This is a genomic window from Alteromonas sp. ABH4_452 (assembly GCF_056311825.1).
Map to the genome: position 1 here is coordinate 4,363,259 of NZ_CM149973.1, position 21,630 is coordinate 4,384,888.

Here is a 21,630-nt window from a genome sequence, read left to right on the forward strand (position 1 = left end):
AACCCGTGTTTAGCTGAGAGAAAACAACTCACAGCTATTAGCATAACTGCTAATACGCAATTTATCAGTGTCAACTTGAAGATATTCACCTAATTGCTGAGCTATATGGGGCAAAAAAGCGGGCTCATTATTGCGTTTTCGCGGACGAAGTGTTTTTGGAAATAAATATGGGGCATCAGTTTCAAGAATAAGCTTATTCAGCGGGATATGCTTTACGGCATCACGTAAGTCAGCACCGCGCTTATCGTCACATACCCATCCTGTAATACCAATATAAAGGCCTAACGACAAATACGCTTTTACTTGTTCAGTTGTGCCAGTAAAGCAGTGGGCAATTCCCCCTTTTAAGCTCGGCATATACTGGGTTAACAAGCCAATCTGCTCGTTAAAGGCATCTCTTTCATGTAAGTACACAGGTAAGTTCAATGACGTAGCTAACTTTAACTGCGCTTCAAAAACCGCTAATTGAACGTCCTGAGGTGAAAAGTTACGGTTAAAGTCTAACCCGCACTCACCGACAGCCACACACCCTTTATGTTGAGCGAGCTCACGTAAACGCTCATAGTCGCTTTCAGTGACATCTTTTGCATTATGAGGATGTACACCAATGGTGAAACAGCACTGATCAGGGTACTTTTCGTAAAGCGCTACCGCGGCATCCCACTCGTTGGGATGAGTGGTAATGACACACAGTTTATCAACACCGGCTTCTTGTGCACGTTGTATGACTTCTTCGGCGTCAAAACGCTTATCAAGCAGATTGACGCCTGCGTCGAACCAAGACATTTACTTAACGCGTTTTACTTTCATGCGCTTGTTAACACCTTCTACGCTTAAATAGAATGACCCTAACAGACCTCTTTCAATTGAAACTTGCTGACCTTCTTCAATCTTCAAGTAAGCGCTATCGCTCTGCTTCCAAACTGAGCCATCGCTAAACGTAATAATCTTTTTACCTCGAAGAGAGTCTTTAAACGATGCGATAGTGAGTGAAATCTCAGAGGCTTCAGCAGATAAATCACGTTTATGTTCTAAACCGAAGTCATTTTCAGGCTCTGCTGCGCTAGCAGGTTTGCTTACGGCAGGACGTGTATTCGGTTCAGCTTGCAATCTTGGTTTAGCAACCGTCTGCGATTTATACGCTTGTAATTGGCTTACAGATGCATCTGCGCCATCATATTGATTCAGTGATTTCGCAATATTGTCGTAACAAATGAGACGCTTTAAGCTGTTGTCTGTGTTCCGGCATTTTTCCATAGCATCAGCTACAGTCTCGGCGTGAACGTTAAGCGCTCCAAAAGCACACAATAATGTGGCAATAGATATCAGTCGAGTTTTCATTCTTATTCCTTGCTCTTTTTAACTTTTATGTATTGTCAGTGACTTCTTCTGACTCATCGTCACTTGGCTTTTTACCTGCGTAGAAACCACCCACAATGACGCCGACTTCGAATAGCAACCACATTGGTATTGCTAACAGAGTCTGAGAAATAATATCTGGTGGCGTCAGTAACATGCCAACTACAAACGCACCTACAACCACATACGGACGTTTAGCTCTTAGCGACTTAGCATCAGTCACGCCAGTCCAACACATCAGAATAATAGCTATGGGTATCTCGAATGAGACCCCAAATGCGAAGAACAGTTTCAATACGAAATTTAAGTAACTCGATATATCTGTACTTACCGTTACTCCTTCAGGCGCCACACTGGTGAAAAATGCGAACGCAATAGGGAATACAACGAAATAGGCAAAGGCCATACCGGCATAAAATAGTAAGGTACTTGATAAAAGCAGAGGCGCAACAAGGCGTTTTTCATTTCGGTATAAGCCCGGCGCAACAAAGCCCCACACTTGATAAAGCACATAGGGGATAGCAATGAAAAACGAGAGCACCAAGGTAAGTTTAAAAGGCGCGAAAAAGGGCGATGCCACATCGGTTGCAATCATACTTGAGTTTTCAGGTAGTGTTGCAAGTAATGGCATTGCTAACAGCTGGTAAAGGTCTTGTGCGAAAGCGGCAAGACACACAAATACGATCAGCACGCTCAAAAGGGCTTTGAGAATACGTCTGCGTAATTCAATTAAATGAGAAATGAGATTGTTAGCGTCAGACATCTATTGCTTTTTATATGGTTCTTGAACCGACTCGGCGGCTTTTTTAAGCTCATCGACACTTTGTTCAAGTTCAGGTGAAAGATCTTTAAGGCCTTGCTGCTCTGCTTTTTTCAAGTTTTCATGCAACTCATGCACACGCAGCTGATGCTCAACTTCTTGCTTAAAGCCCGTTGCTACATTACGCACGCTGCGAATTGTATTTATAGTAGAGCGCATGGCACCTGGCAGTCGTTCGGGCCCTAAAATAAGGAGTGCCAAAACGCCTACTACCAATAGCTCCCAAAAGCCGATATCAAACATCAGGATTTTTCTTTAACGTCGCTCTGTGTTTTTGTCGAAACAGGCTCAGCCGCTGACTTTTCTTCAACTTGCTTCTTTTGCTCAAAGTCGGCGTCTTTGTCTTCTTCGCTCACAGCTTTTTTGAAGCCTTTGATTGCGCCGCCTAAGTCAGTGCCGATACCTTTAAGTCGTTTTGTACCAAATAATAGCACTACGATAACCAGTACGATCAGCAACTGCCAAATACTAATACCACCCATAAAAATAATCTCCATTACATCGTTGTACACAGTATGCCATTGCCCGCCAATGCTTTCACCTGAATATTTACTCGAATGAATAAAGATTGACGTTTTAGCATCGACAATACATTCTCTGTATATCTTAAAAGCGAATAGTAAATACATTCAACTATTCTAATTTTTACAAGGAGTTAGTGAGCAATGCTGTGTCTTACCATTGTCTATTGTCATTTGTTGCTCTCTGCCCCTTCTACGCTGAATAATACTCCACACACGTTGAATCAACCCGTAAACACGACCAGTAGAAGCGCTTGTTACCACGACGCTATTAAACCTACGCACGCCCTTACTACAAATTCTGTCAATTCGAAAAATGACATACTGTCAGCCGCACAGGTGCAAGACGATGAGCAGTGGTTTGATATTTGGCAGCGCAGTTTTACTGACACTATGGACTTTACGGTAAAACAGCTCGATGGCTTGTTTATGAGCGACAGCCTTCCAATTACTTCCGGACGCAAAGAAGCAAGAGCGGAAGGCCGTATTCAACTCTCATGGGAGCCAAGAAGCAGTATGCTTACAGATACTGACTTACGCTTTCGTATTCGTGTTCGTTTGCCGGCTTTAAAAGAGCGCGTTGATTTACTATTGAGTGACAATGAAGACGAAACGCAGAACAATACAATACGGGCAGCAAGAGATACCGGAAATAACGACCGCGATAGGACGACTATTGCACTAAGGTTTCGCCCAGAACAAGATTCACATTATTCGTATAGAGTCGGCGCAGGACGTCGCGACCAACTTTATGCCATGACGCGATACAAAGACGCCTTCGCCTTTTCCAAACAGTGGGCCATGCTTTATGACGCAGAGCTTTATTATTACACCCGTGACCGATTAGGGGCTGAACTTGGGTGGGCAGTTCAATACGAGATGAGCAAAAAACATCTCATTCGCCAAAACAACCGCTTTTATTTTCGAGACAATACAAATGACTGGTTGTGGCGCCACGAAGTACATCATTTGTTTTCAGTAGATCAACATAACGCCGTTATTCCCCACTTAATGGTGGAGGGGCTGAGCCAACCTAACTATCGCGTAGAAGAAATTTACGGCGGGTTTAGATGGCGTAACAATATGTTACGCGATTGGCTTTTCTTTGAAGTAGAGCCCTTCGTGTTGTGGCTACGTGAAGAGGATTTTAAAACCTCTTATGGCTTAGCTTTGCGCGTTGAAGCTTACTATGGGCGAGATACTTAACTTAAGTGAGCACATATAAAAAAAGCTGTCGTAAGACAGCTTTTTTGAAAACGATACAATGAGTGATGTTTAAGGACGAAGCGCCCTATCACCTCGAGCAAGCCCACACACGCCGGTGCGCGATGATTCGATAATTTCAGCACACTGCCCCATAGTCGTGGCAAATGCATCTAGCTTATCTGTGGTGCCCGTAATTTCGATGGTGTAATTGTTTACGTTCACATCCACAATACGCGCACGGAAGATATCAGAGTTCCGCTTCACTTCAGCACGTACCGACTCTGTGCGAGTCGCAACTTTAATCAGCATAAGCTCGCGTTCAATGTGGGTTCCTTCAGTAAGGTCTACCACTTTTAGCACATCAATAAGCTTGTTCACTTGCTTAGTAATTTGCTCGATAACCTTATCATCGCCGTGCGTGATAATCGTTAGACGTGAAAGGCTCGCGTCGTCGGTTGGTGCCACACACAGTGAGTCAACGTTGTAACCACGTTGTGAGAATACACCAACGATACGAGATAGTGCGCCGGGGGCGTTTTCCATTAATACAGAGATAATACGTTTCATCAGGTTCGCTCCGTCTTGCTTAAGCGCATGTCATCCATTGCGCCAAACTTAATTTGCATTGGATATACGTGTTCGTTTTGGTCTACTGCTATGTCCATAAACACTAAGCGATCTGTGTAGCTGAAACATTTCTCCATTGCTGCGTCTAGCTCTTCGAGCTTGTCTACTTTAATGCCTACGTGTCCGTAAGCTTCTGCTAACTTCACAAAGTCAGGCATTGAATCCATATACGAGTGTGAGTGTCGCCCTTTATAAATCATATCCTGCCATTGACGAACCATACCTAAAGCGCGGTTGTTCAATGAGATAATCTTTATAGGCAGGTTGTACTGCAAGCAGGTAGATAGCTCTTGAATATTCATTTGAATACTGCCATCACCGGTTACTACCACAGACGTTGAGCCTGGGTGCGCAAACTGTACGCCCATCGCCGCAGGCAAACCAAAGCCCATAGTGCCAAGACCACCTGAGTTGATCCACTGACGCGGTTTGTCATAAGGGTAGTAAAGCGCGGCAAACATTTGGTGCTGACCTACATCAGAGCTTACATAAGCTTTGCCGTCGGTATGTTTATACAAGGCTTCAATAACGCGCTGTGGCTTAATGACTTCTTCGCCTTGCGCGTAGTTCAAGCACTCACGAGCACGCCATGTTTCTATCTGCTGCCACCAGTCGGCTAGCTTTTCGCTTTGACCTGATAAATCTTTTTTATTTACCTGGCTTAAAATTTGATCAAGTACTTTATCTACCGAACCTACAACAGGAATATGCGCATTTACGGTTTTAGAAATTGATGCGGGGTCAATATCAACGTGAATAATATCTGCATGAGGGCAGAACTTATCAACGTTGTTGGTAACACGGTCATCAAAACGCGCACCTAGAGCAATGATGCAGTCGGCATTATGCATGGTTTTGTTCGCTTCAAGCGTACCGTGCATACCAAGCATACCGATGAATTGCTTGTGTGTTCCCGGCATAGCGCCAAGGCCCATTAGCGTACAAGTTACCGGAGCATTTAGCTTTTCAGCTAACTCAATAACTTTTTCTGATGCGTCGCACGCTACTGCACCACCACCTACATATAATACCGGACGTTCTGCTTTAAGTAGCGACTCAACCGCTTTCTTAACCTGCTTGGGGTGGCCCTTTTCGGTAGGGTTATAAGAGCGCATGGTAACGTCAGTTGGGTACACATAAGGGTGCTCTTCCGCTACGTTAACAATATCTTTTGGCAAATCTACAACCACCGGACCAGGACGGCCAGTGTTAGCAATATAATAGGCTTTAGCAATGGCTTCTGGAATATCAACCGCGCGCTTAACCAAGAAGCTATGCTTAACGATAGGACGCGAGCACCCTACCATGTCAGTTTCTTGGAATGCGTCTTCACCAATGTGCTTCGACGGCACCTGCCCCGATAAAATTACCATCGGGATAGAGTCCATGTACGCAGTAGCAATACCTGTAATAGTATTCGTAGCGCCTGGACCTGATGTGACGAGCACTGTGCCGGTTTTGCCAGTTGAACGTGCATAACCATCCGCCATATGGGCGGCTGCCTGTTCATGACGTACGAGGACGTGTTTGACATCATCTTGCGCAAATAACGCATCATAAATGTCTAATACGGCACCACCTGGGTAACCGAACACGTGTGTCACTCCTACATCTTTTAGCGCTTCAACCACCATGGCTGCGCCCGACATCATTTTCACAGTGCTTTTCTCCTGTAATGGGTTGGGGGGTTTGTCAGCGTACGTTGACGATGCCTCGACTATAACTAAGGTAATAGGAAGATAAAACACCAAATTGCGTAAAAGTGAGATATATATCCCAATATTCGTAATAAATAGGATGGATATTTCGACTGAAGGTTTAATTTGACAGAAAATAGGATAGTTATTTACACAAAATTAACAGTGTGAACAATAAAGTTTAAGAATGAGAACGATGCGCCTTTATCCACTAACGTGCATAAAGGCATAAGCTTAATCATCTAGATCAATATCAATGTCACTGTTATCGCTTATATCTTCATCATCGTCAACTTCTTCTGCAGCCGGGCGCTTAGAACCATAAATGCTTGCAGTTTTCGGTCTATTAATTCGCGCTTGGTATTTTAACCACGCTTTTTCCTGTGGTGTAGCGGGTTCACGGTGCCCAAGTGCCGACTCCAAATAAGCTTGCTCTTCGTCGTTTTCTGGTATGATCTTTCCGTCAACTAAAGCGGCAAACAAACTTCCATGAGTTTGTAGAAGTTTGCTTTCATTAATTGAAAAATCACCAGAGCGTGCGAAGCCGTAGGGATAGTTCTTCTTATCTGCGAAGGGTTTTCTTGTGACTTGTTCTTTTGTGATTACAGACATCTTAACCTCTTTCATTGCGGCTCCTCATGCTGCTTAAAAGGAGGGCTGCCACTTAAAAGTTGAATGAAATAGACTTCCGATATAGCGCCTTAATCGCTTACCAGTCTATTCTTAGATGTGTTTTTGAATGCTGTCAATTAGAAATAGGCGTGTCGTAAAAACTTAATATTGTGCTTTAAAGCTGACATAAAAAAAGGCCGCAAAAGCGACCTTCAAATAACACGACATAGTTTAGCGTTTTTCGCTTACCCAAACAGTAATAGTGCCATCTACAACCACGGTCCCTTCTGCGTTATACGCTTTAACCGAAATGGGTAAATCTCCCGGCTTCCACGCATCCGCGGGCACTTCGGCAACACAGCGAATGTCTGAGTCTGCTTTTGCAGGATATTTCACTTCCATGCCCTTTGGGATCCACCTAAGGTTTTTAGGGATTGATGCTTCGCACATAAAGCCCATGGCCATTTCTAAGCCATTACAAATCGCAATGACATGAACCGTGCCGATGTGATTTTCTACCACTTTCCGCTTTTTAATGAGCACTTCACAGTAGTTAGGTTCAATGTCTGTAATAAGGGGGGAAACTGTTGAGAAATAGGGCGCTCTACGGGCTGAATACCAGCTAAACAGCTTTTTCCCAAATGGCAGCTTCATAAATTTGTTATAAGTGTTTAGTACGTAATTCTTTGACATAATTGTTCACGCTCATTTTCTATAAAGTGCTACTGCAGAAAGCGGTGCTGATACTTCGGCTTTTATGCAATCTGTGCGATCTGGTTAGACCAGTAAGTATAGCGTTAACATAATCGTTACGTTTAAAGGTTGCAAACGAATCTACGATTTTTCTATTAAATAATACCCAATGACTTCTGCAAAGCTTCGGTTTGTAACGCGTAGCGTTTCCAGCGACCTATTGAACGGGTATTTATTGGTTCTCGTACCTGAACTTTACTGGCAGTCGAAACCGGAAGCTTGTTATTTTCAACGTGTAAACATTGTTCTTCCCAAGGCAAATTGCAAAACGCCAATAGCTCTTTAACTTCAGTCTCTGGATGCTGAGCAAGTTGCTCGTATGATTGCAGGCGAATAGCATTCGGATATGTATCAGCAAATTTTCTCACCCACTTTTCGAAACTTTGATATAGCTGCCCTATCACATCAAGGTCGTAAGCATAGGCGTAATAAGGGCTATGGATAGAAAACAATTGTCTAAAATTACCCACGCAAGTATCCATAGGATCTCTTAGTAAGCACACTATTTTGGCGTTTGGTAGAGCCTGCCTTATTAGGTCAATATAAAAGAAGTTAAACGGCAGTTTGTCGACTAAATGTTTTGAATCTTGTCGCAAGAATGACGTGCGCTGAAGATAGCGTTCTCCAACCTTGGAAAGATCGCATTCATATGCCCTTTCTATCGTATGCTTATCGAGCACCAGTTGGCTGCTGGTTTGAGTTACCTCTTTAACAGCCACGCCAAAGTCTTGTAGTTCTCCTCCAGAGGCAACTAATGAATGATGACTAAGTATCCGCTCAACTAACGTTGTGCCGCTGCGAGGCATACCAACAACAAAAATTGGAGCGTCGCTTTGGGAACCACGACTAGAAAAGGAATCGGGGTTTACTTGTGCCTGCAAATTATTATTAAGAGTACTGAATATTGCCTGATATTCTTTAAGTGTGCTTTCGCTGCGTGCCTTTTGGGGTGCTTTCGCGTGCTTCAGCGCGTCGAAAGCACGCCCGTAATCACCAAGAGCTTCATACTCCTTGGCAAGCGCATGCCCTATATGAAGACGCGCATCAGAATTTTTCTCTACCCTTTCTACCCTTTCAAATAAGGGTTCAAGTCGTGCTAGATGATTATTTTCAGCTGAAACACCGCCAAGATCAGACAAGGCAAAGTGCGCCTGAAAAAAATGAGGTTCGCTATTTATGGCCTTTTCAAAGTGTTTTCTGGCTAGCTCAAACTTCCCCGCAAACTTGCAGCTGACAGCATAGTTGTAAAGGTATTGCGGATTCGCTGGCGCTAGCGTAAGTGCTTTTTCAAAATAAGCGATAGCCTTTTCATGTAGGCCGACTCGAGACAGTGAAACGCCAACCGTATCTAAATCGAGTGCACGAGAAAGGCTTTCCACTGGAGCTTGCTCTACTCGCTCTAGTGCTTGCTGCATGTCGCCCCTTAACGCAAAACATTTGGCTAGGTAGGCAAAAGTAACGGGGCGGTTTTCTATCTCGTTAGATTTATTTAACAAGGCGATTGCTTTTTCTATTTGGCCAATTTCAATATGAATTATGCCAAGTAAAAAATAGGCGTGAGCATGCGGCCCGAATTGTTGAATTACTTCTACACAACAGCGATGCGCTTGCTGATAGTCACGTTGTGATAAAAAACTTAGGGCCTCATCTAAACGAGTTTGACTTGTATTCATTTTTAGCTTTTTTTTAAAACCGTTCTAATACGAAAAAGGCGCTTACACGTTAAGCGTAAGCGCCCTTATATTGTATCGTGTAGCAGTAACTATACTACATGCCAAATTGATACTTAAACATCAATCCTACAGTACGCGGTGTTAACACATAGTGACCATAGTTTCGCTGTAACTCGGTACCGTTTGGTTCTAGGGTATCGTTGAATTGACCTAAACCAATATCACCTACGTTACGACGTGTTGAAGTAAACGCATACTTATCAAATAAGTTGTCGATATATAGCGTTACCGACCAGTCTTCATCTGAAATAGTGGCGTTCAGATTACTTACTGCATAACCAGGAAGCGCTTCACCATCTTGACGTAGACCAACAGTAGTGTACACATCACTTTGTGCAGTGATACCGTAGTTTACGTTTAGCATTTTGTCGTCAAATACTTCTTGGCTGTATGTAATGCCGAATGAAAACTGATGCTCTGCCGTTCCTGGTAAACGATCACCCTCTTTACCATCGTAGAAATCTTGAAGCTCTGTACCTTGATCATCGAACACGCCGAATAAGAAAGGTGCGTCGGCTGTTAACTCAGCTTTTGTGTAGGCATATGTTGCATAAGTCGTGATGTTGTCGCCAATAATACCACGCACCGAGAACTCAGCCCCTTTCGACTCTGCACCTTCTGCGTTAACAATAATAGGCTGCTGACCATTGATTGTAGCCCCAGATACCTGCGGGTCCTGCCAGTCAACATAGAATAGCGCGGTATTTAATTGAAGCTTATTTCTAAAGAAACTGGTTTTAACGCCTAGCTCGTAGTTAGTTGTAGTGTCAGCCTCATAGAGTTGCTCTTCAGGAGTAGCACAAACTATTTGGTTATTCAGATCGTCAACATTATCAGGGCAAGCACCGACGCTATTCGCGCCACCAATTCTAAAGCCTTCACTGATGGTCAAATAACCCATAGTACTAGCGGTAAATTGATAGCTAGTGTTGAACTTAAATAACGTGCCGCTATCGTCAGCCTCTGTCTCACCATAATCTAGTACAATAGAATCAGACGCTCGACTTTCAAAAACAGAATTATACAGCGGTAAATCTACTGCCGAACGCGAATAGACATCATATTGATAGGCGCGCAGACCTAATGTTACGTCCCAGTCTCTTGTTAACTCGTAAGATAGTTCACCGAATAGAGCTTTTTCAGTCACTTCGCTTTCGTCTACTGAAAAGTATTCAAGCGAGTCAGGACGGTAGTTACCCTCTACACCCCACACTTCGATAGCATACACATCAAAATTAGGCGTGAATTCCTTACTGCTGCCTTCACTGTCTAAATCGTAATAAAAACCACCTACTATCCAAGATAAAGGGCCGCCAGTTTGCGAAACTAAGCGAAGCTCTTGTGTAAAAACTTCGCGTTCTGATTCTTCTTCGGTGTAAGCAGAAAATGCTGGAAATTCTTCATAGCTATAGTCTAAGCGAATCAGCAAGTCGGTTTGGTCACGCTGACCGTTTGCATTAAAGTTAGATAAACCCGTCGCAGACACTAATTCCGCAAAGCCCAGGTCGGCACTCATTTCTAAACTCAAAAGTTCGTCTTCTTTTTCGCGAGGCTCTTCATAGCGATACGCTGACTCATACTCACCAATAACTTCGCTCAAAGGATTTTCAGAGGAAAGAGAGTCGTAATGGGTAATAGAACGGCCTTCAACGTCTTGCTTTTGATAGAAGTAAGTCAAAGTGCTGTCAAACCATTCGTTTGGCGCCCAGCGCACTGCAATACGACCAGTTAGCGTATCTTCGCCATTGGCATCTTCAACCTGTTTTAAGTTGCTATTTACTTCTTCTTCGTTAGACCAGTCTGGATCTGGCAACGATACGCCGCCTTCTCTTACTACATAGTTGTAGTCAAGGAAACCAGGGTTATTGAAATAGTTTAGTGACGCACGTACCGCTAATTCACCATCAATAATAGGTGCATTAAAGACAATGCTGCTTTCTCCGCCTAGCGAGTCACTTTCGCTGATGTTGAATACATCACCCGTTACTTCACCAGACATAAACTCTAGGTCAACTTTCTTAGGAAGGTAGCGAATAGCGCCACCTAAAGTACCGGCTCCATAAAGCGTACCTTGCGGGCCAATAAGAACTTCAACCCGATCCACGTCGACTAGACGCATGTTAAGAAAAAGAGGAATGTCACCAAAATAAGTGGCTACCGTGCCCCCATTTGAACCGGGGCCTGATGAATTAGTATTTAGACCACGTACGATAATCGGAGAGTCGTTTCGCCCGCCTTGATCAGTCACAGTAAGACCAGGTACCCAACGGGCTACGCCGTCAAGATCTTCAATATTCTGTTGGTCTAAAACGTCTGACGTGAGCGCTGAGATATTAATAGGTACTTCTTGTAGCGTACCGCTTCTGCGCGTTGCAGTTACCTCTACTTTTTCAATTTGTTTTTCGTCTACTGCAACCGTTTGGGCGTATGCGCCTTGGCTTGAGCAAGCGGCTAATACTGCGCCTGCCACAGCGGAAATATGAAAAGGAGCACTTTTACTCTGCATGTTCTCTCTCTTTAAATGGACATTACTAAAAAGTCACTAGCCCATTCCGTTGGAATAACAGAGTCCTTCTGATTAAGTGTTTCTAGTGTGAATTGGGTAATTATGCGTACCGGCTCGTTCTTGGTCGCCTTACTCTTATCTATCGTTACTATTCACCGAAAAGGGTCTAGAGCCTACAGCTCAGCAGAATACGTGCCGGAATTTGCGCGCATTCTAATATAAAAACCGATAAAAGCCAGATCAAAACAGGGTATTTATTCATATTAAGTGCAATTATTCTCAAAGAATGACACAAGAAGAGGCAGGCGCACTGTATAAGAACCCATAAGGCAATGGCTTTTTAATTTATATTTCAACTATTTATAGAATTTAATCTACAACCTAACCATGAACGCACCAATTTGATGCAAATACGGTAGAATTAATATCCAGAACCAAAGAATAATGTGATGTAAACGAGAAACGTAAAAGTCATTCGTTATTTAGTCGACGATTAATATAATCATTGAATCGACTGTTATCTCTACACTTTACTATTCCCTGGACAGCTATAGAGTCGGGTGAAGAAGGAAAATCGCGATCTTCAATCGTAATTCCCTTATTTTTACTGAGGGCGCTGAATAACTTTCCTTTTATTGAACTGCAATCAACGACTATTTCAACGCTTTTTAGAAAATCTTCGTTTTCAGTATTGAAGGAGTTAGAAAGCTTAGGGTTTCTTTTCACATTCGAATAGGTTTTGTTTGAAGGTGATTGATTGGCGATGTCATGCAAACGTTGTGCGTTCAGACGATTGATATAATCTTGTGTGGCATCCCGAAATTTAAGCTTGGTTTCTTCTGTTCTTGCTTTAAATTGTGGTGAAGGTTCTTTAACCAAAAGTTTCTGTGGCTCTTTAGATTTGCCAACCACTTCGCTAGCGCTCGTTACTTTCTCACCTTTTTTCGCTTTTTTAATGGCAACGCTATGTTCTAGGTCGCTACCTTTCTCATTCACTGGTTCTGAATCAATTTCGGTCTTTTGAGGGGCAGTCGTTGGCCTTACTAATACTGCCTTTAACAATACGGGCGTAGAGTGTTTTTGGCTTACAGACTCGTTACCAGTGGTGAATGCCAACGCGAGTAACAGTGCCCCATTGATACCAAGTGAAAGTATAAACGCACGGAGTGCAGAAGCGTTTGGCAGGCTTACTTGAGTAAAACAGTTCCTCTCAAGCTCATACCTATCAATCCTTGGCTCTACCATTAATGCATCCATCCATAAAAGCACCTAGTAGTTGAGCATTGCCAAAGCAGAAAGTTCAAATAGCTTTCGCTTACAAAGTAACTGCGATTATGGGATATGGATACTGAAGAAAAAGTCTAGAGCGGGAAACAGATTTGAACTAGTTGCGAGGCAATGGCCGATACTCGGTCGCAGGCCCTTCAAGGGGTCGCATTGATACATCTGCAAATGTTTAAATTTTTGTGATGTTTGAAAATTTGGAGCGGGAAACGAGATTCGAACTCGCGACCCCGACCTTGGCAAGGTCGTGCTCTACCAACTGAGCTATTCCCGCATAGAGTCGATGCTGTGCATCTTATAGGCAATCTAGAGACCTAGATTAAAATTTGGAGCGGGAAACGAGATTCGAACTCGCGACCCCGACCTTGGCAAGGTCGTGCTCTACCAACTGAGCTATTCCCGCAACAAAAGAGGTACTTCGTTTGAAGTGGTGCGCATTTTACAAAAATTTTGGGGTAACGCAACCTTTAATTCTACTTTTTTTGCACCTCGATGTTCGAATGCTTAAATCGTAAACACTTTCTCTCGATAATAGCGCATTTCTTCAATAGACTCGCGAATATCATCTAAGGCTAAGTGTACGCCTTTCTTTTCAAAACCATTTAATATTTCAGGCTTCCAGCGGCGCGTTAGCTCTTTTATTGTACTTACATCAATATTTCTATAGTGGAAGTAAGCTTCAAGCTCGGGCATGTACTTAACCATAAAGCGTCTGTCTTGCCCAATGGTGTTTCCACACAGCGGCGATTTACCTGCATCTACCCACTGCTCTAAAAAGGCAATGGTTTGTGCAGACGCTTCTTCTACACTTATTTTACTTTCTCGACAGCGCGTAGTTAATCCACTTTCCCCGTGAACGCGTGTGCACCACTCGTCCATATTGTCTAACACGTCATCGTTTTGATGTACTGCAATCACAGGGCCTTCTGCCAAAATATTCAGCTGTGCATCGGTAACTATTGTAGCAATTTCCATTACTACACAGGTTTCAGGATCTAACCCTGTCATTTCCATGTCTATCCAAACAAGGTTACTGTCGTGTTTACTCATTACTTTCCTCTTTGCGCTACAGGCATGGCAACCATGCCCTACAAACGGTATTATTGACATAGTATACGTGAAACTAGAAAAGAATCGTGGCGAAAAAACCAAAACTTACACAACGACAGAAACGACAAGTTGCAGCTAACAGAAGCAAACGCTTGCGTGAAAAGCACGCCACTAAAGGCGCAGCCAACCTAGATGAAAGCACGTTAGAAAGCGGCACTGTGATTGGCCGTTTCGGTAAGCACGCTGACGTTGAAGATGCCAGTGGCGACGTATCCCGCTGTCACATTCGCCGAACCGTTGACTCTGTAGTGTGCGGAGACAAGGTGTTTTTCAGCAAAGGAGATGAAGCTGAGTCGGGTGTAAGGGGTGTTATTGAAATAGTAAAAGACAGACATTCGGTACTTACACGCCCAGATTATTACGACGGCATTAAGCCCATTGCGGCAAATATCGACCGAATCATTGTGGTCAGCGCTATATTACCTACTCTTTCACTGAATATTATCGACCGCTATATCGTAGCCTGTGAAGATATCGGCATTACGCCCCTGATTGTACTCAACAAAGTCGAGTTGCTTAGCGATGAAGAGCGCGAAAACGTTGCAGAGCAGCTTAAAACTTACGAAAAACTGGGCTACGAAGTACTGTTCACTAGCTGTAAAACTGGCGAAGGAATCAACACACTCAATAAATACCTTAACGATAATATCAGCGTTTTCGTAGGGCAGTCGGGCGTTGGTAAATCGAGCCTTATTAACCAAGTTTTGCCAGACGCGGATGAGTTAACCGGTGACATTTCAGATAACTCAGGGCTGGGGCAACACACAACCACAGCGGCTAAACTGCTTCATTTACCGGCTGGGGGGGATTTAATTGATTCTCCAGGGGTACGTGAATTTGGCCTGTGGCATATTCCTACCGAGAGAATTACATGGGGTTTTATTGAGTTCAGAGATTATTTGGGCGGCTGCAAATTCAGAGACTGCAAGCACTTAAATGACCCCGGCTGCTTATTAAGAGAAGCTGTAGAAGAAGGAAAAATTAGCGCTGAACGCTTCGATAGCTACCATAAAATTTTGACGACTATGGAAGAGCAGCGTCCTAGCCATAGTCAGCCACCTGGGGCATAGCAACTGCCCTAGGGTTTTGACGTTGCTGAAACGCCGAACCTGCAGAAGCGTCTTAAAAGCACATCATTTATTACTAACATTGAGCTTACTGGCATTGAGTAGCGAGGCTAAACCAGTAAAGAAAATGTTGCAGTGTGAACCATATGCTTATGCTTTTGTGTAAGCACTCATAACCCTAAAGTTGCTCTTACTACCACAACTTACTATACAATAACGCTATCTATGCAATGCGTTATTGCTTGCATAAAAGAAACGGAGATATTTTGTGTTAGATTGGCTTAAAGTTAATTTACAATACGTTACACCCAAGCACCTGCTTTCACGCCTTGTGGGCAAACTTGCAGAAGCAGAAATGGGTAGCGTAACCACCTTTTTCATCAAGCTGTTTATCAAACAATACAATGTTGATATGACTGAAGCGCTGCATGAAAAGCCCGAGCATTACCGAAGCTTCAATAAGTTTTTCACGCGCCCTCTTAAACCTGAAGCACGTACCATCGATGAAAACGAGGACGTACTGATCCACGCCGTTGACGGTACGGTAAGTCAGTTTGGCGATATTCATAGCGACAGTATCTTCCAAGCCAAAGGTCACGACTTTAGCTTAACTACCTTGTTAGGCGGAAAGCCTGAAGTAGCAGCACCATTTAAAAATGGTAAATTTGCTACTATTTACCTTGCCCCACGCGATTATCACAGAATTCATATGCCAGTTGAGGGCACATTAACTGATATGCTGTATGTGCCAGGCGAATTGTTTTCAGTCAATCCGCTTACGGCACAAAATATACCTGGGCTATTTGCACGTAACGAACGTGTAGTGGCGCTGTTTGATACGCCTGTAGGCAAAATGGCTATGGTATTAGTAGGCGCAACTATTGTGGCCAGTATTGAGACCGTTTGGGCAGGCACAGTTACGCCACCTGCAGGTAAAAACGTTCAGCACTGGTCATATGAAAAAGACACAGAAGCGTCTGTTTTCCTTGAAAAAGGTGCCGAACTTGGCCGATTCAAACTGGGCTCTACCATTGTGGTATGTTTTGAAAAAGACATGATCAACTTTGAAGATATTGCCCCAGGTATGGTTACTCGCCTAGGTGAGCCTATGGCTTCAAAACTATCTTCACAAGAGATAGTTTCCCAAGACCTTGCTTCGTCTGAGCCTGAGCAAAGTAGCGATGAGTTCGATGACGATGCAGGTGATACAAAAAAAGAAACACCATCTGAGGGCGCTGACAGCTAGTTTATGGATGCTGTTAAAAAAAGCCTGATTTCGCTTCATCTCACGGTCATTTTGTTAGGTGGTACAGCCCTTTTCTCTAGGCTTGTACCACTTAGTGCCAGTGACATTACCTTGGTGCGTTCAGTATTTGCTTGCATCGCCCTGCTGGCATTTTTGAAACTGGCCGGAAATAAAATAAAGCTAAATTCCAGAAAAGATTATGGCGTCGCTCTTGGTCTAGGGCTTTTAATGGCGCTACATTGGGTTACCTATTTTGCCGCAATGCAATATGCTGGCGTATCTGTGGGCATGATTGCGCTATTCACATTTCCCGTTATCACAGTGCTTATTGAACCTTTTTTCGAACGGGTTAGGCTGGTGTGGCAGGACATTGTATCTACGTTAACCGTAGTCATTGGTGTTTATTTAATTGTGCCTGAAACATCGTTGGAAAATGACGTTACCCTTGGGGTGCTCATCGGTATTGCTTCTGCCATCTTGTATTCATTTAGAAACCTAATTCACCGTAAGCATTTTAAGCACTATACGGGTGCACAGGCCATGGCGTGGCAGACCTTGGTTATCAGCATTCTGATGTTGCCGGTAGGCAGTGCGGAAATAGCTTCGGCGTCAACGAGCTCTTGGCTAATGCTGTTGCTTTTAGGCACAGTATTTACCGCGCTTCCCCATGCTTTAATTGCGGCGAGTCTACGTCACTTGCGGGCAAAGACATTTTCACTTATTGCCTGCATGCAGCCGCTTTACGGTGTCTTTCTTGCCATAATTTTGCTTAATGAAAAGCCCGGTTTAAGCGCATTGCTAGGCGGCATTCTTATAACGTCGGCGTCAGTCTATGAAACGCTTAACACCCATAAGTTACACAGCGCGAACGATAAGTAACATTCGCGCTGAAATTTAAGGAAGGAATGTCGATGCTAATTTTTGCCCACCGAGGCGCCAGTAAAGCCGCCCCAGAAAATACACTAAAAGCGTTTAAATTGGCCTTCGAGCAAGATGCCGACGGCATTGAGTTTGATACTTATCAACACGAAAGCGGCATTATTGTTTTTCACGATAGAACCCTTACACGTAGAGCCCGCGAGACAGGTTATTTGTTAGATACGCCGTGGCAATCCCTCAAACAAATGGACATTGGCGATGGAGAACGCATACCTTCACTTTCCGAGACCTTGGCATGTGTTCCAAATGATAAGTGGTGCAACATTGAAATTAAGCACTTGCATGACGTAGATAGCTGGGTAAAAGATGTTAGAGCGGCGGTGCAGCAAAGCGGCGTTAATGTTAACAAGCTACTTATCTCTTCATTTAATCACCATTGGCTTAAAGCGATTGCACACCTGTGGCCGGAAGTAAAAATTGGCGCTTTAACCGCAAGCTATGAACTAGACTGCACGGCAAGCGCAAGGGCCCTTAGTGCTTACTCGGTAAATATTGCGCTAGACGCGGTTAATAAGCTGTTCGTACAAACTGCGCTGCAGGAAGGCTTTGATGTTTTCGTTTATACAGTGGACGAACCTAGAGATATGCTAATGCTTAAAGAGTGGGGGGTAACCGGCATATTTACTAATCTGCCAAATGTAGCATTTAATACACTATCTGATTAGATCACGTATTTTCTTGAGGCTATGTTCTTTTAAAAACACCAGATACAAAAAAACGAGCCATTGGCTCGTTTCTTAAAACTCTGTTTTACTAGCTACTTAAATTCAGTAGATAGATGGTCTGAAAACACTGTGTTTTTGCAGCACTTACACTGTCGACACAGGCGCATATTGATCCAGTGACCCGCTACAATTAACCCTGCCCCTACCGCAATAGTAAATGGTTCGTAATGATGCCCAAAAATATCTTTATGCCAGTAAATTGCGCCACCAGTAAACAGTAGTGCCAGCGGGTAATATTTGCCGTGGTAGCGAATGGCACCGCTAATCAAGGCTACCGCCCCAACAATCAGTGAGAACGTCAAAATAGTTCTTTCAAACCATACTTGGGCAAAAAAGCTAGAACCGATAAGCGGTAACAGAGGCACCAAAACAGGTAGCGCAAGGCAATGCAGCGCACACAAGCTCGACACCCAGATGCCAAGTTTGTCTAGTTTTGTTGGATTCTCGTCAATTGGAGTCATTACTCTAATTACCACCGTGCTTGAAAATGTATACGCGAATTATTCGCCATAGACGTTATATTATAACAGACTCACGAAAATGAGAAACGTTCCCACATTAAATTTTGATCTTATTGAGATGAAAATAGACTAATTAAGTAAGAAAAAAGGCGAGGATTTTACTCGTTAGGCGCCGTAGTCGAGCGTTCCGTAACCTCTTTAGATTCAGTATTCTCTTTGAATTCAGTTATCTCTTTATATGAGGAACTCTGCACAAACTCACTGCTAACAAACCTATCCTGCTCACTTATTTCAAAGCCTGTTTTGTTTACACCTGTACGAGTAAGCTGAGCTGTTTGGCTCCGTTCTTTACCAAACTGTTTAGCCACTTTAGGTGCGTAAGAAAAATAGTCGGCTACGGAAGTAAGGGTAAAACCCTCTTTTTCAAGAGAGGGTAAATGGGTTTTCAAGAACTCGACCGTTTCAGGATGAGGGTGACCAATCACTACAACGTGCCCATTCTTTTGAGCGATGCGTTTCATATGATTAAACTGCTTCAACAAGAACGACGGCTCTAGTTTGTGGTCGAGAAATATTTGCCTGCTTGTACTGGGTACACCCAAACGCTGCGCAATTTCTTCACCTTTAGTTAGCACAGTAGTTCTGCTATCTACAAAGAAGAGACCTTGGCGCTTTACCTCTTTTAACAGCGCTTCCATTCCTTCTTGCTGACCGGTAAAGGCACTGCCCATGTGGTTGTTTACGCCTACTGCGTTTGGCACACTTTTCATCGCTTTGCGCAAATTATAAGTAATAGCCCCGGCAAACATATCCGTGGTTAATCCAAGCGGCCCCATGTTTTTACCATTTTGGGCTTGCATAGGCATATGAAGCATTACCGCCCTGCCCTCTTGCTCAGCACGGTACGCAATTTCAGATGCCAATGGAGTTTGTGGAAGTATGGAGAACGTGATTTCTTTAGGGAGAGAAAAAGCAGCGATATCGGACGGCCTGTATCCCAGGTCATCTAATATTATTATTATGTCTGACTTTGCGTTTACTTTAGGGCTAATTAGCCCGCATAAAACAAAGATTATACAAGGCATTAGCAGACGCAAAAGCATCTAGATCACATCCGTTTTTCATCATTATTATTAAGCGCACTGTGTGAATGTATTCACTTTGACGTTAAGCATACCAACAACAAGCGTACTTTCAACAAAACTAGTTTTTTATTACCGTCTTATTACAGGTGAATCATGAACAACCTTTGTAAAGGGAGGTAAATGTTGCGTAAATCTGGTGCTACGCACTAAAAAAATCAGTGATAGGTCGATACTTTATGGTTAACGACCACCCAGCATTTAAGGTTTCACTATGATTTCAGGTATTAATGATTCTTCAGCAGCACAACAACTAAGACCAAGTACTCCACCACCGCCACCAAAAGGGCAGCAAACATCACTTACTGACGAGCAAACACAGGCTTTGCAATCGATTTTAGAGCAATATGACGCTGATTCACTAACCAGTGAAGACGCAACATCTATTGTTGAACAATTGAAAAGCGAAGGCATCGAGCCTGGAAAAGCATTAGAAAGTGCACTTAGCAGTGCGGGTTTTGACGCAAAACAAATCGGCGAACTCGCTGGTTTAGGTGAAGGTAAACCTCAACGTCCACTGCCCGATACAGCAACATTTGAAGTTACTGCCTAAATTTTATCGTGACTTTAACGGTTTAATCCAGCCAAGCTTTCGGGTTTAGCGCTTTGCCTTTGTGGCGAATTTCAAAGTAAAGATTAGGATATTCCTGACCACCGCTTCGACCCACAAGAGCAATGCGTTCCCCTTGCCGAACCTCATCCCCCGACTGTTTCAGCAATGCTTGATTGTGTCCATAGACACTCATATAACCCTCGCCATGGTCGATGATGGCAACCAAACCAAAACCACGCAGCCAGTCGGCATACAATACTCGTCCGGGCGCAATGCTGTTAACTGGATCGCCCTCAGCACCATCAATTACAATACCTTTCCAAGAAATCTGCCCTTGGCGGCGACTACCAAACAAATGACGTATTTTGCCTTTCACAGGTGCGGGAAGTTTACCCTTTTGCTTAGCAAGTCCATTCATGCTGAACTCAGCGGCACGCGCGGCCCGCTCTGCTGCAATGCGGGCTGCCTCTATGGCGCCTTTTAGCGCTTTCTCATCGGCCTGCAAAGACGCAATTCGCTGGTTTTCTGAAGCAATGGTTTTATTTATTTTCTTAAGCGTTGCTTTGCGGTCGGCTTGCCGGGTGATAAGCACTGCCCGCTGGCCTTCCTGCTCCTCTTTAAGCGCGACTAGCGACAATGCTTTTTCACTGAGTTCGGCGGTAACGTCTTCAAGTCTTGCAACATTACTTCTAAAACTTTCGATTTCGTTTTGGCGCGCTTTCGCCACGTATTGATAGTAGGTAATAACACGCTCAAAAGTACGCGCATCATCTTGATAAAAAAGCATCTTAGCGTAGTCGTAGTGACCAGCCATGAAGGCACTTTTGAGTTGACTTGCCAGTAAAGATTGCTGTTTGCGAATAGCAACTTTCAATGCATCTTGCTCTTCTTTTAGCGTAGCTTCTTCTTGCTTAACGCTTTTAAGCGTTTGTTCAGTGGTAGATAACGCTTTTGCTACTTTCGCTATATCAAGCTCTGACGCCTTTAGCACAGCTTTTAGCTCTTCTGCGCTGGCTTTATTGTTTTCGAGCACTTGCTGCCTCGCACGCAGTTCGGCCTGCAGCTTTGCTAACTTTTCTCTTTGCGCACTAGCTTCGCTGTCTTGGGCTAACGCATCACTTCCAATTGGCATAACAGCCAGAGCTACTATGCATCCGATAACTGAAAGAAATGAACGTGCTGACATAACGTGCGCTTAAAACCTCAACTTTTGCAATGGTGATAACTGCCTGACCAGCTGTATTTCACCACCACTATTAATAACAACAT

At 43.7% G+C, this 21,630-nt stretch carries 22 protein-coding genes and 2 tRNA genes; 6 read left to right on the plus strand and 18 right to left on the minus strand.

All coding sequences use genetic code 11. The annotated features are described in order from the left end of the window. Nucleotides 1–9: 9 nt before the first annotated feature. From ACYX4N_RS18710 to tatA, 5 genes are read right to left on the minus strand one after another with little or no spacing between them, the layout of a single operon-like run. Nucleotides 10–786 (minus strand): TatD family hydrolase, encoded by a 777-nt coding sequence (locus ACYX4N_RS18710; RefSeq protein ID WP_474808995.1) that lies wholly within the window; start codon nt 784–786, stop codon nt 10–12. Next, complete coding sequence (locus tag ACYX4N_RS18715) at nt 787–1,341, minus strand: hypothetical protein (protein WP_476055102.1); 555 nt, start codon at nt 1,339–1,341, stop codon at nt 787–789. 25 nt (nt 1,342–1,366) lie between these two features. Further along, nucleotides 1,367–2,122, minus strand: coding sequence for a twin-arginine translocase subunit TatC (tatC, locus tag ACYX4N_RS18720; RefSeq protein ID WP_476055103.1), 756 nt, complete (start codon nt 2,120–2,122; stop codon nt 1,367–1,369). Beyond that, complete coding sequence (gene tatB / locus ACYX4N_RS18725; RefSeq protein WP_012517066.1) at nt 2,123–2,422, minus strand: Sec-independent protein translocase protein TatB; 300 nt, start codon at nt 2,420–2,422, stop codon at nt 2,123–2,125. Beyond that, nucleotides 2,422–2,667 (minus strand): Sec-independent protein translocase subunit TatA, encoded by a 246-nt coding sequence (gene tatA, locus ACYX4N_RS18730; protein WP_232091269.1) that lies wholly within the window; start codon nt 2,665–2,667, stop codon nt 2,422–2,424. The genes tatB and tatA overlap by 1 nt, the downstream gene beginning before the upstream one ends. 177 nt (nt 2,668–2,844) lie before the next feature. Here tatA and ACYX4N_RS18735 point away from each other — a divergent pair, with 177 nt between their 5' ends. Next, nucleotides 2,845–3,906, plus strand: a complete 1,062-nt coding sequence (locus tag ACYX4N_RS18735; RefSeq protein ID WP_476055104.1) for a hypothetical protein — start codon at nt 2,845–2,847, stop codon at nt 3,904–3,906. A 69-nt stretch (nt 3,907–3,975) separates the two neighbouring features. Here ACYX4N_RS18735 and ilvN read toward each other — a convergent pair whose 3' ends face one another. From ilvN to orn, 10 genes are all read right to left on the minus strand, one after another. Beyond that, complete coding sequence (gene ilvN, locus ACYX4N_RS18740) at nt 3,976–4,473, minus strand: acetolactate synthase small subunit (RefSeq protein WP_014975513.1); 498 nt, start codon at nt 4,471–4,473, stop codon at nt 3,976–3,978. Beyond that, a complete protein-coding gene (locus tag ACYX4N_RS18745; RefSeq protein ID WP_476055105.1) occupies nt 4,473–6,191 on the minus strand; it encodes an acetolactate synthase 3 large subunit in 1,719 nt (572 codons plus the stop codon). Before ACYX4N_RS18745 ends, ilvN begins: the two co-directional genes overlap by 1 nt. Nucleotides 6,192–6,464: 273 nt before the next feature. Then, nucleotides 6,465–6,857: a MaoP family protein gene (locus tag ACYX4N_RS18750; protein ID WP_476055106.1), complete on the minus strand. Its 393-nt coding sequence runs from the start codon at nt 6,855–6,857 to the stop codon at nt 6,465–6,467. 216 nt (nt 6,858–7,073) lie between these two features. Further along, nucleotides 7,074–7,535 (minus strand): hotdog fold domain-containing protein, encoded by a 462-nt coding sequence (locus ACYX4N_RS18755; RefSeq protein ID WP_476055107.1) that lies wholly within the window; start codon nt 7,533–7,535, stop codon nt 7,074–7,076. Nucleotides 7,536–7,690: 155 nt separating this feature from the next. After that, the gene (locus tag ACYX4N_RS18760; RefSeq protein ID WP_476055108.1) at nt 7,691–9,268 is read right to left on the minus strand and encodes a sulfotransferase; all 1,578 of its coding nucleotides are present in this window, start codon (nt 9,266–9,268) and stop codon (nt 7,691–7,693) included. 94 nt (nt 9,269–9,362) lie between these two features. Continuing rightward, a complete protein-coding gene (locus ACYX4N_RS18765; RefSeq protein ID WP_476055109.1) occupies nt 9,363–11,834 on the minus strand; it encodes a TonB-dependent receptor in 2,472 nt (823 codons plus the stop codon). A 471-nt stretch (nt 11,835–12,305) separates the two neighbouring features. Further along, entirely contained in the window at nt 12,306–13,091 is a 786-nt protein-coding gene (locus tag ACYX4N_RS18770; protein WP_476055110.1) for a hypothetical protein, read from the minus strand. 225 nt (nt 13,092–13,316) lie between these two features. Next, nucleotides 13,317–13,392 (minus strand) — tRNA-Gly (locus ACYX4N_RS18775). Nucleotides 13,393–13,445: 53 nt separating this feature from the next. After that, a tRNA-Gly gene (locus tag ACYX4N_RS18780) sits at nt 13,446–13,521 on the minus strand. A gap of 101 nt (nt 13,522–13,622) precedes the next feature. Further along, on the minus strand, nt 13,623–14,168 hold the full coding sequence (gene orn, locus ACYX4N_RS18785; RefSeq protein WP_476055111.1) for an oligoribonuclease: 546 nt from the start codon (nt 14,166–14,168) through the stop codon (nt 13,623–13,625). An 86-nt stretch (nt 14,169–14,254) separates the two neighbouring features. Here orn and rsgA point away from each other — a divergent pair, with 86 nt between their 5' ends. From rsgA to ACYX4N_RS18805, 4 genes are all read left to right on the plus strand, one after another. After that, a complete protein-coding gene (gene rsgA / locus ACYX4N_RS18790) occupies nt 14,255–15,298 on the plus strand; it encodes a small ribosomal subunit biogenesis GTPase RsgA (protein ID WP_476055112.1) in 1,044 nt (347 codons plus the stop codon). 265 nt (nt 15,299–15,563) lie between these two features. After that, nucleotides 15,564–16,541, plus strand: a complete 978-nt coding sequence (asd, locus tag ACYX4N_RS18795) for an archaetidylserine decarboxylase (protein ID WP_476055113.1) — start codon at nt 15,564–15,566, stop codon at nt 16,539–16,541. 3 nt (nt 16,542–16,544) lie between these two features. Beyond that, a complete protein-coding gene (locus tag ACYX4N_RS18800) occupies nt 16,545–17,420 on the plus strand; it encodes a DMT family transporter (RefSeq protein WP_476055114.1) in 876 nt (291 codons plus the stop codon). 32 nt (nt 17,421–17,452) lie between these two features. Continuing rightward, on the plus strand, nt 17,453–18,145 hold the full coding sequence (locus ACYX4N_RS18805) for a glycerophosphodiester phosphodiesterase (RefSeq protein ID WP_476055115.1): 693 nt from the start codon (nt 17,453–17,455) through the stop codon (nt 18,143–18,145). A 92-nt stretch (nt 18,146–18,237) separates the two neighbouring features. Here ACYX4N_RS18805 and ACYX4N_RS18810 read toward each other — a convergent pair whose 3' ends face one another. Then, nucleotides 18,238–18,666: a MerC domain-containing protein gene (locus tag ACYX4N_RS18810; RefSeq protein ID WP_474809026.1), complete on the minus strand. Its 429-nt coding sequence runs from the start codon at nt 18,664–18,666 to the stop codon at nt 18,238–18,240. Nucleotides 18,667–18,824: 158 nt separating this feature from the next. Beyond that, nucleotides 18,825–19,769 (minus strand): divergent polysaccharide deacetylase family protein, encoded by a 945-nt coding sequence (locus ACYX4N_RS18815; protein WP_476055116.1) that lies wholly within the window; start codon nt 19,767–19,769, stop codon nt 18,825–18,827. Nucleotides 19,770–20,022: 253 nt separating this feature from the next. Here ACYX4N_RS18815 and ACYX4N_RS18820 point away from each other — a divergent pair, with 253 nt between their 5' ends. Continuing rightward, entirely contained in the window at nt 20,023–20,361 is a 339-nt protein-coding gene (locus ACYX4N_RS18820) for a hypothetical protein (RefSeq protein WP_476055117.1), read from the plus strand. Between the two features lie 22 nt (nt 20,362–20,383). On the opposite strand, the gene ACYX4N_RS18825 is transcribed toward ACYX4N_RS18820, so the two are convergent. After that, nucleotides 20,384–21,547 (minus strand): murein hydrolase activator EnvC family protein, encoded by a 1,164-nt coding sequence (locus ACYX4N_RS18825; RefSeq protein WP_476055118.1) that lies wholly within the window; start codon nt 21,545–21,547, stop codon nt 20,384–20,386. Nucleotides 21,548–21,630 lie beyond the last annotated feature (83 nt).

Bases quoted from the DNA above. Each gene is read 5' to 3' on its own strand.
- ACYX4N_RS18710 (WP_474808995.1), bottom strand. From the start codon at position 786: ATGTCTTGGTTCGACGCAGGCGTCAATCTGCTTGATAAGCGTTTTGAC.
- ilvN (WP_014975513.1), bottom strand. From the start codon at position 4,473: ATGAAACGTATTATCTCTGTATTAATGGAAAACGCCCCCGGCGCACTA.
- ACYX4N_RS18810 (WP_474809026.1), bottom strand. From the start codon at position 18,666: ATGACTCCAATTGACGAGAATCCAACAAAACTAGACAAACTTGGCATC.
- ACYX4N_RS18770 (WP_476055110.1), bottom strand. From the start codon at position 13,091: ATGGATGCATTAATGGTAGAGCCAAGGATTGATAGGTATGAGCTTGAG.
- ACYX4N_RS18820 (WP_476055117.1), top strand. From the start codon at position 20,023: ATGATTTCAGGTATTAATGATTCTTCAGCAGCACAACAACTAAGACCA.
- ACYX4N_RS18765 (WP_476055109.1), bottom strand. From the start codon at position 11,834: ATGCAGAGTAAAAGTGCTCCTTTTCATATTTCCGCTGTGGCAGGCGCA.
- ACYX4N_RS18715 (WP_476055102.1), bottom strand. From the start codon at position 1,341: ATGAAAACTCGACTGATATCTATTGCCACATTATTGTGTGCTTTTGGA.
- ACYX4N_RS18825 (WP_476055118.1), bottom strand. From the start codon at position 21,547: ATGTCAGCACGTTCATTTCTTTCAGTTATCGGATGCATAGTAGCTCTG.
- ACYX4N_RS18800 (WP_476055114.1), top strand. From the start codon at position 16,545: ATGGATGCTGTTAAAAAAAGCCTGATTTCGCTTCATCTCACGGTCATT.
- tatB (WP_012517066.1), bottom strand. From the start codon at position 2,422: ATGTTTGATATCGGCTTTTGGGAGCTATTGGTAGTAGGCGTTTTGGCA.
- tatC (WP_476055103.1), bottom strand. From the start codon at position 2,122: ATGTCTGACGCTAACAATCTCATTTCTCATTTAATTGAATTACGCAGA.
- ACYX4N_RS18805 (WP_476055115.1), top strand. From the start codon at position 17,453: ATGCTAATTTTTGCCCACCGAGGCGCCAGTAAAGCCGCCCCAGAAAAT.
- ACYX4N_RS18735 (WP_476055104.1), top strand. From the start codon at position 2,845: ATGCTGTGTCTTACCATTGTCTATTGTCATTTGTTGCTCTCTGCCCCT.
- ACYX4N_RS18760 (WP_476055108.1), bottom strand. From the start codon at position 9,268: ATGAATACAAGTCAAACTCGTTTAGATGAGGCCCTAAGTTTTTTATCA.
- ACYX4N_RS18815 (WP_476055116.1), bottom strand. From the start codon at position 19,769: ATGCTTTTGCGTCTGCTAATGCCTTGTATAATCTTTGTTTTATGCGGG.
- ACYX4N_RS18750 (WP_476055106.1), bottom strand. From the start codon at position 6,857: ATGAAAGAGGTTAAGATGTCTGTAATCACAAAAGAACAAGTCACAAGA.
- ACYX4N_RS18755 (WP_476055107.1), bottom strand. From the start codon at position 7,535: ATGTCAAAGAATTACGTACTAAACACTTATAACAAATTTATGAAGCTG.
- orn (WP_476055111.1), bottom strand. From the start codon at position 14,168: ATGAGTAAACACGACAGTAACCTTGTTTGGATAGACATGGAAATGACA.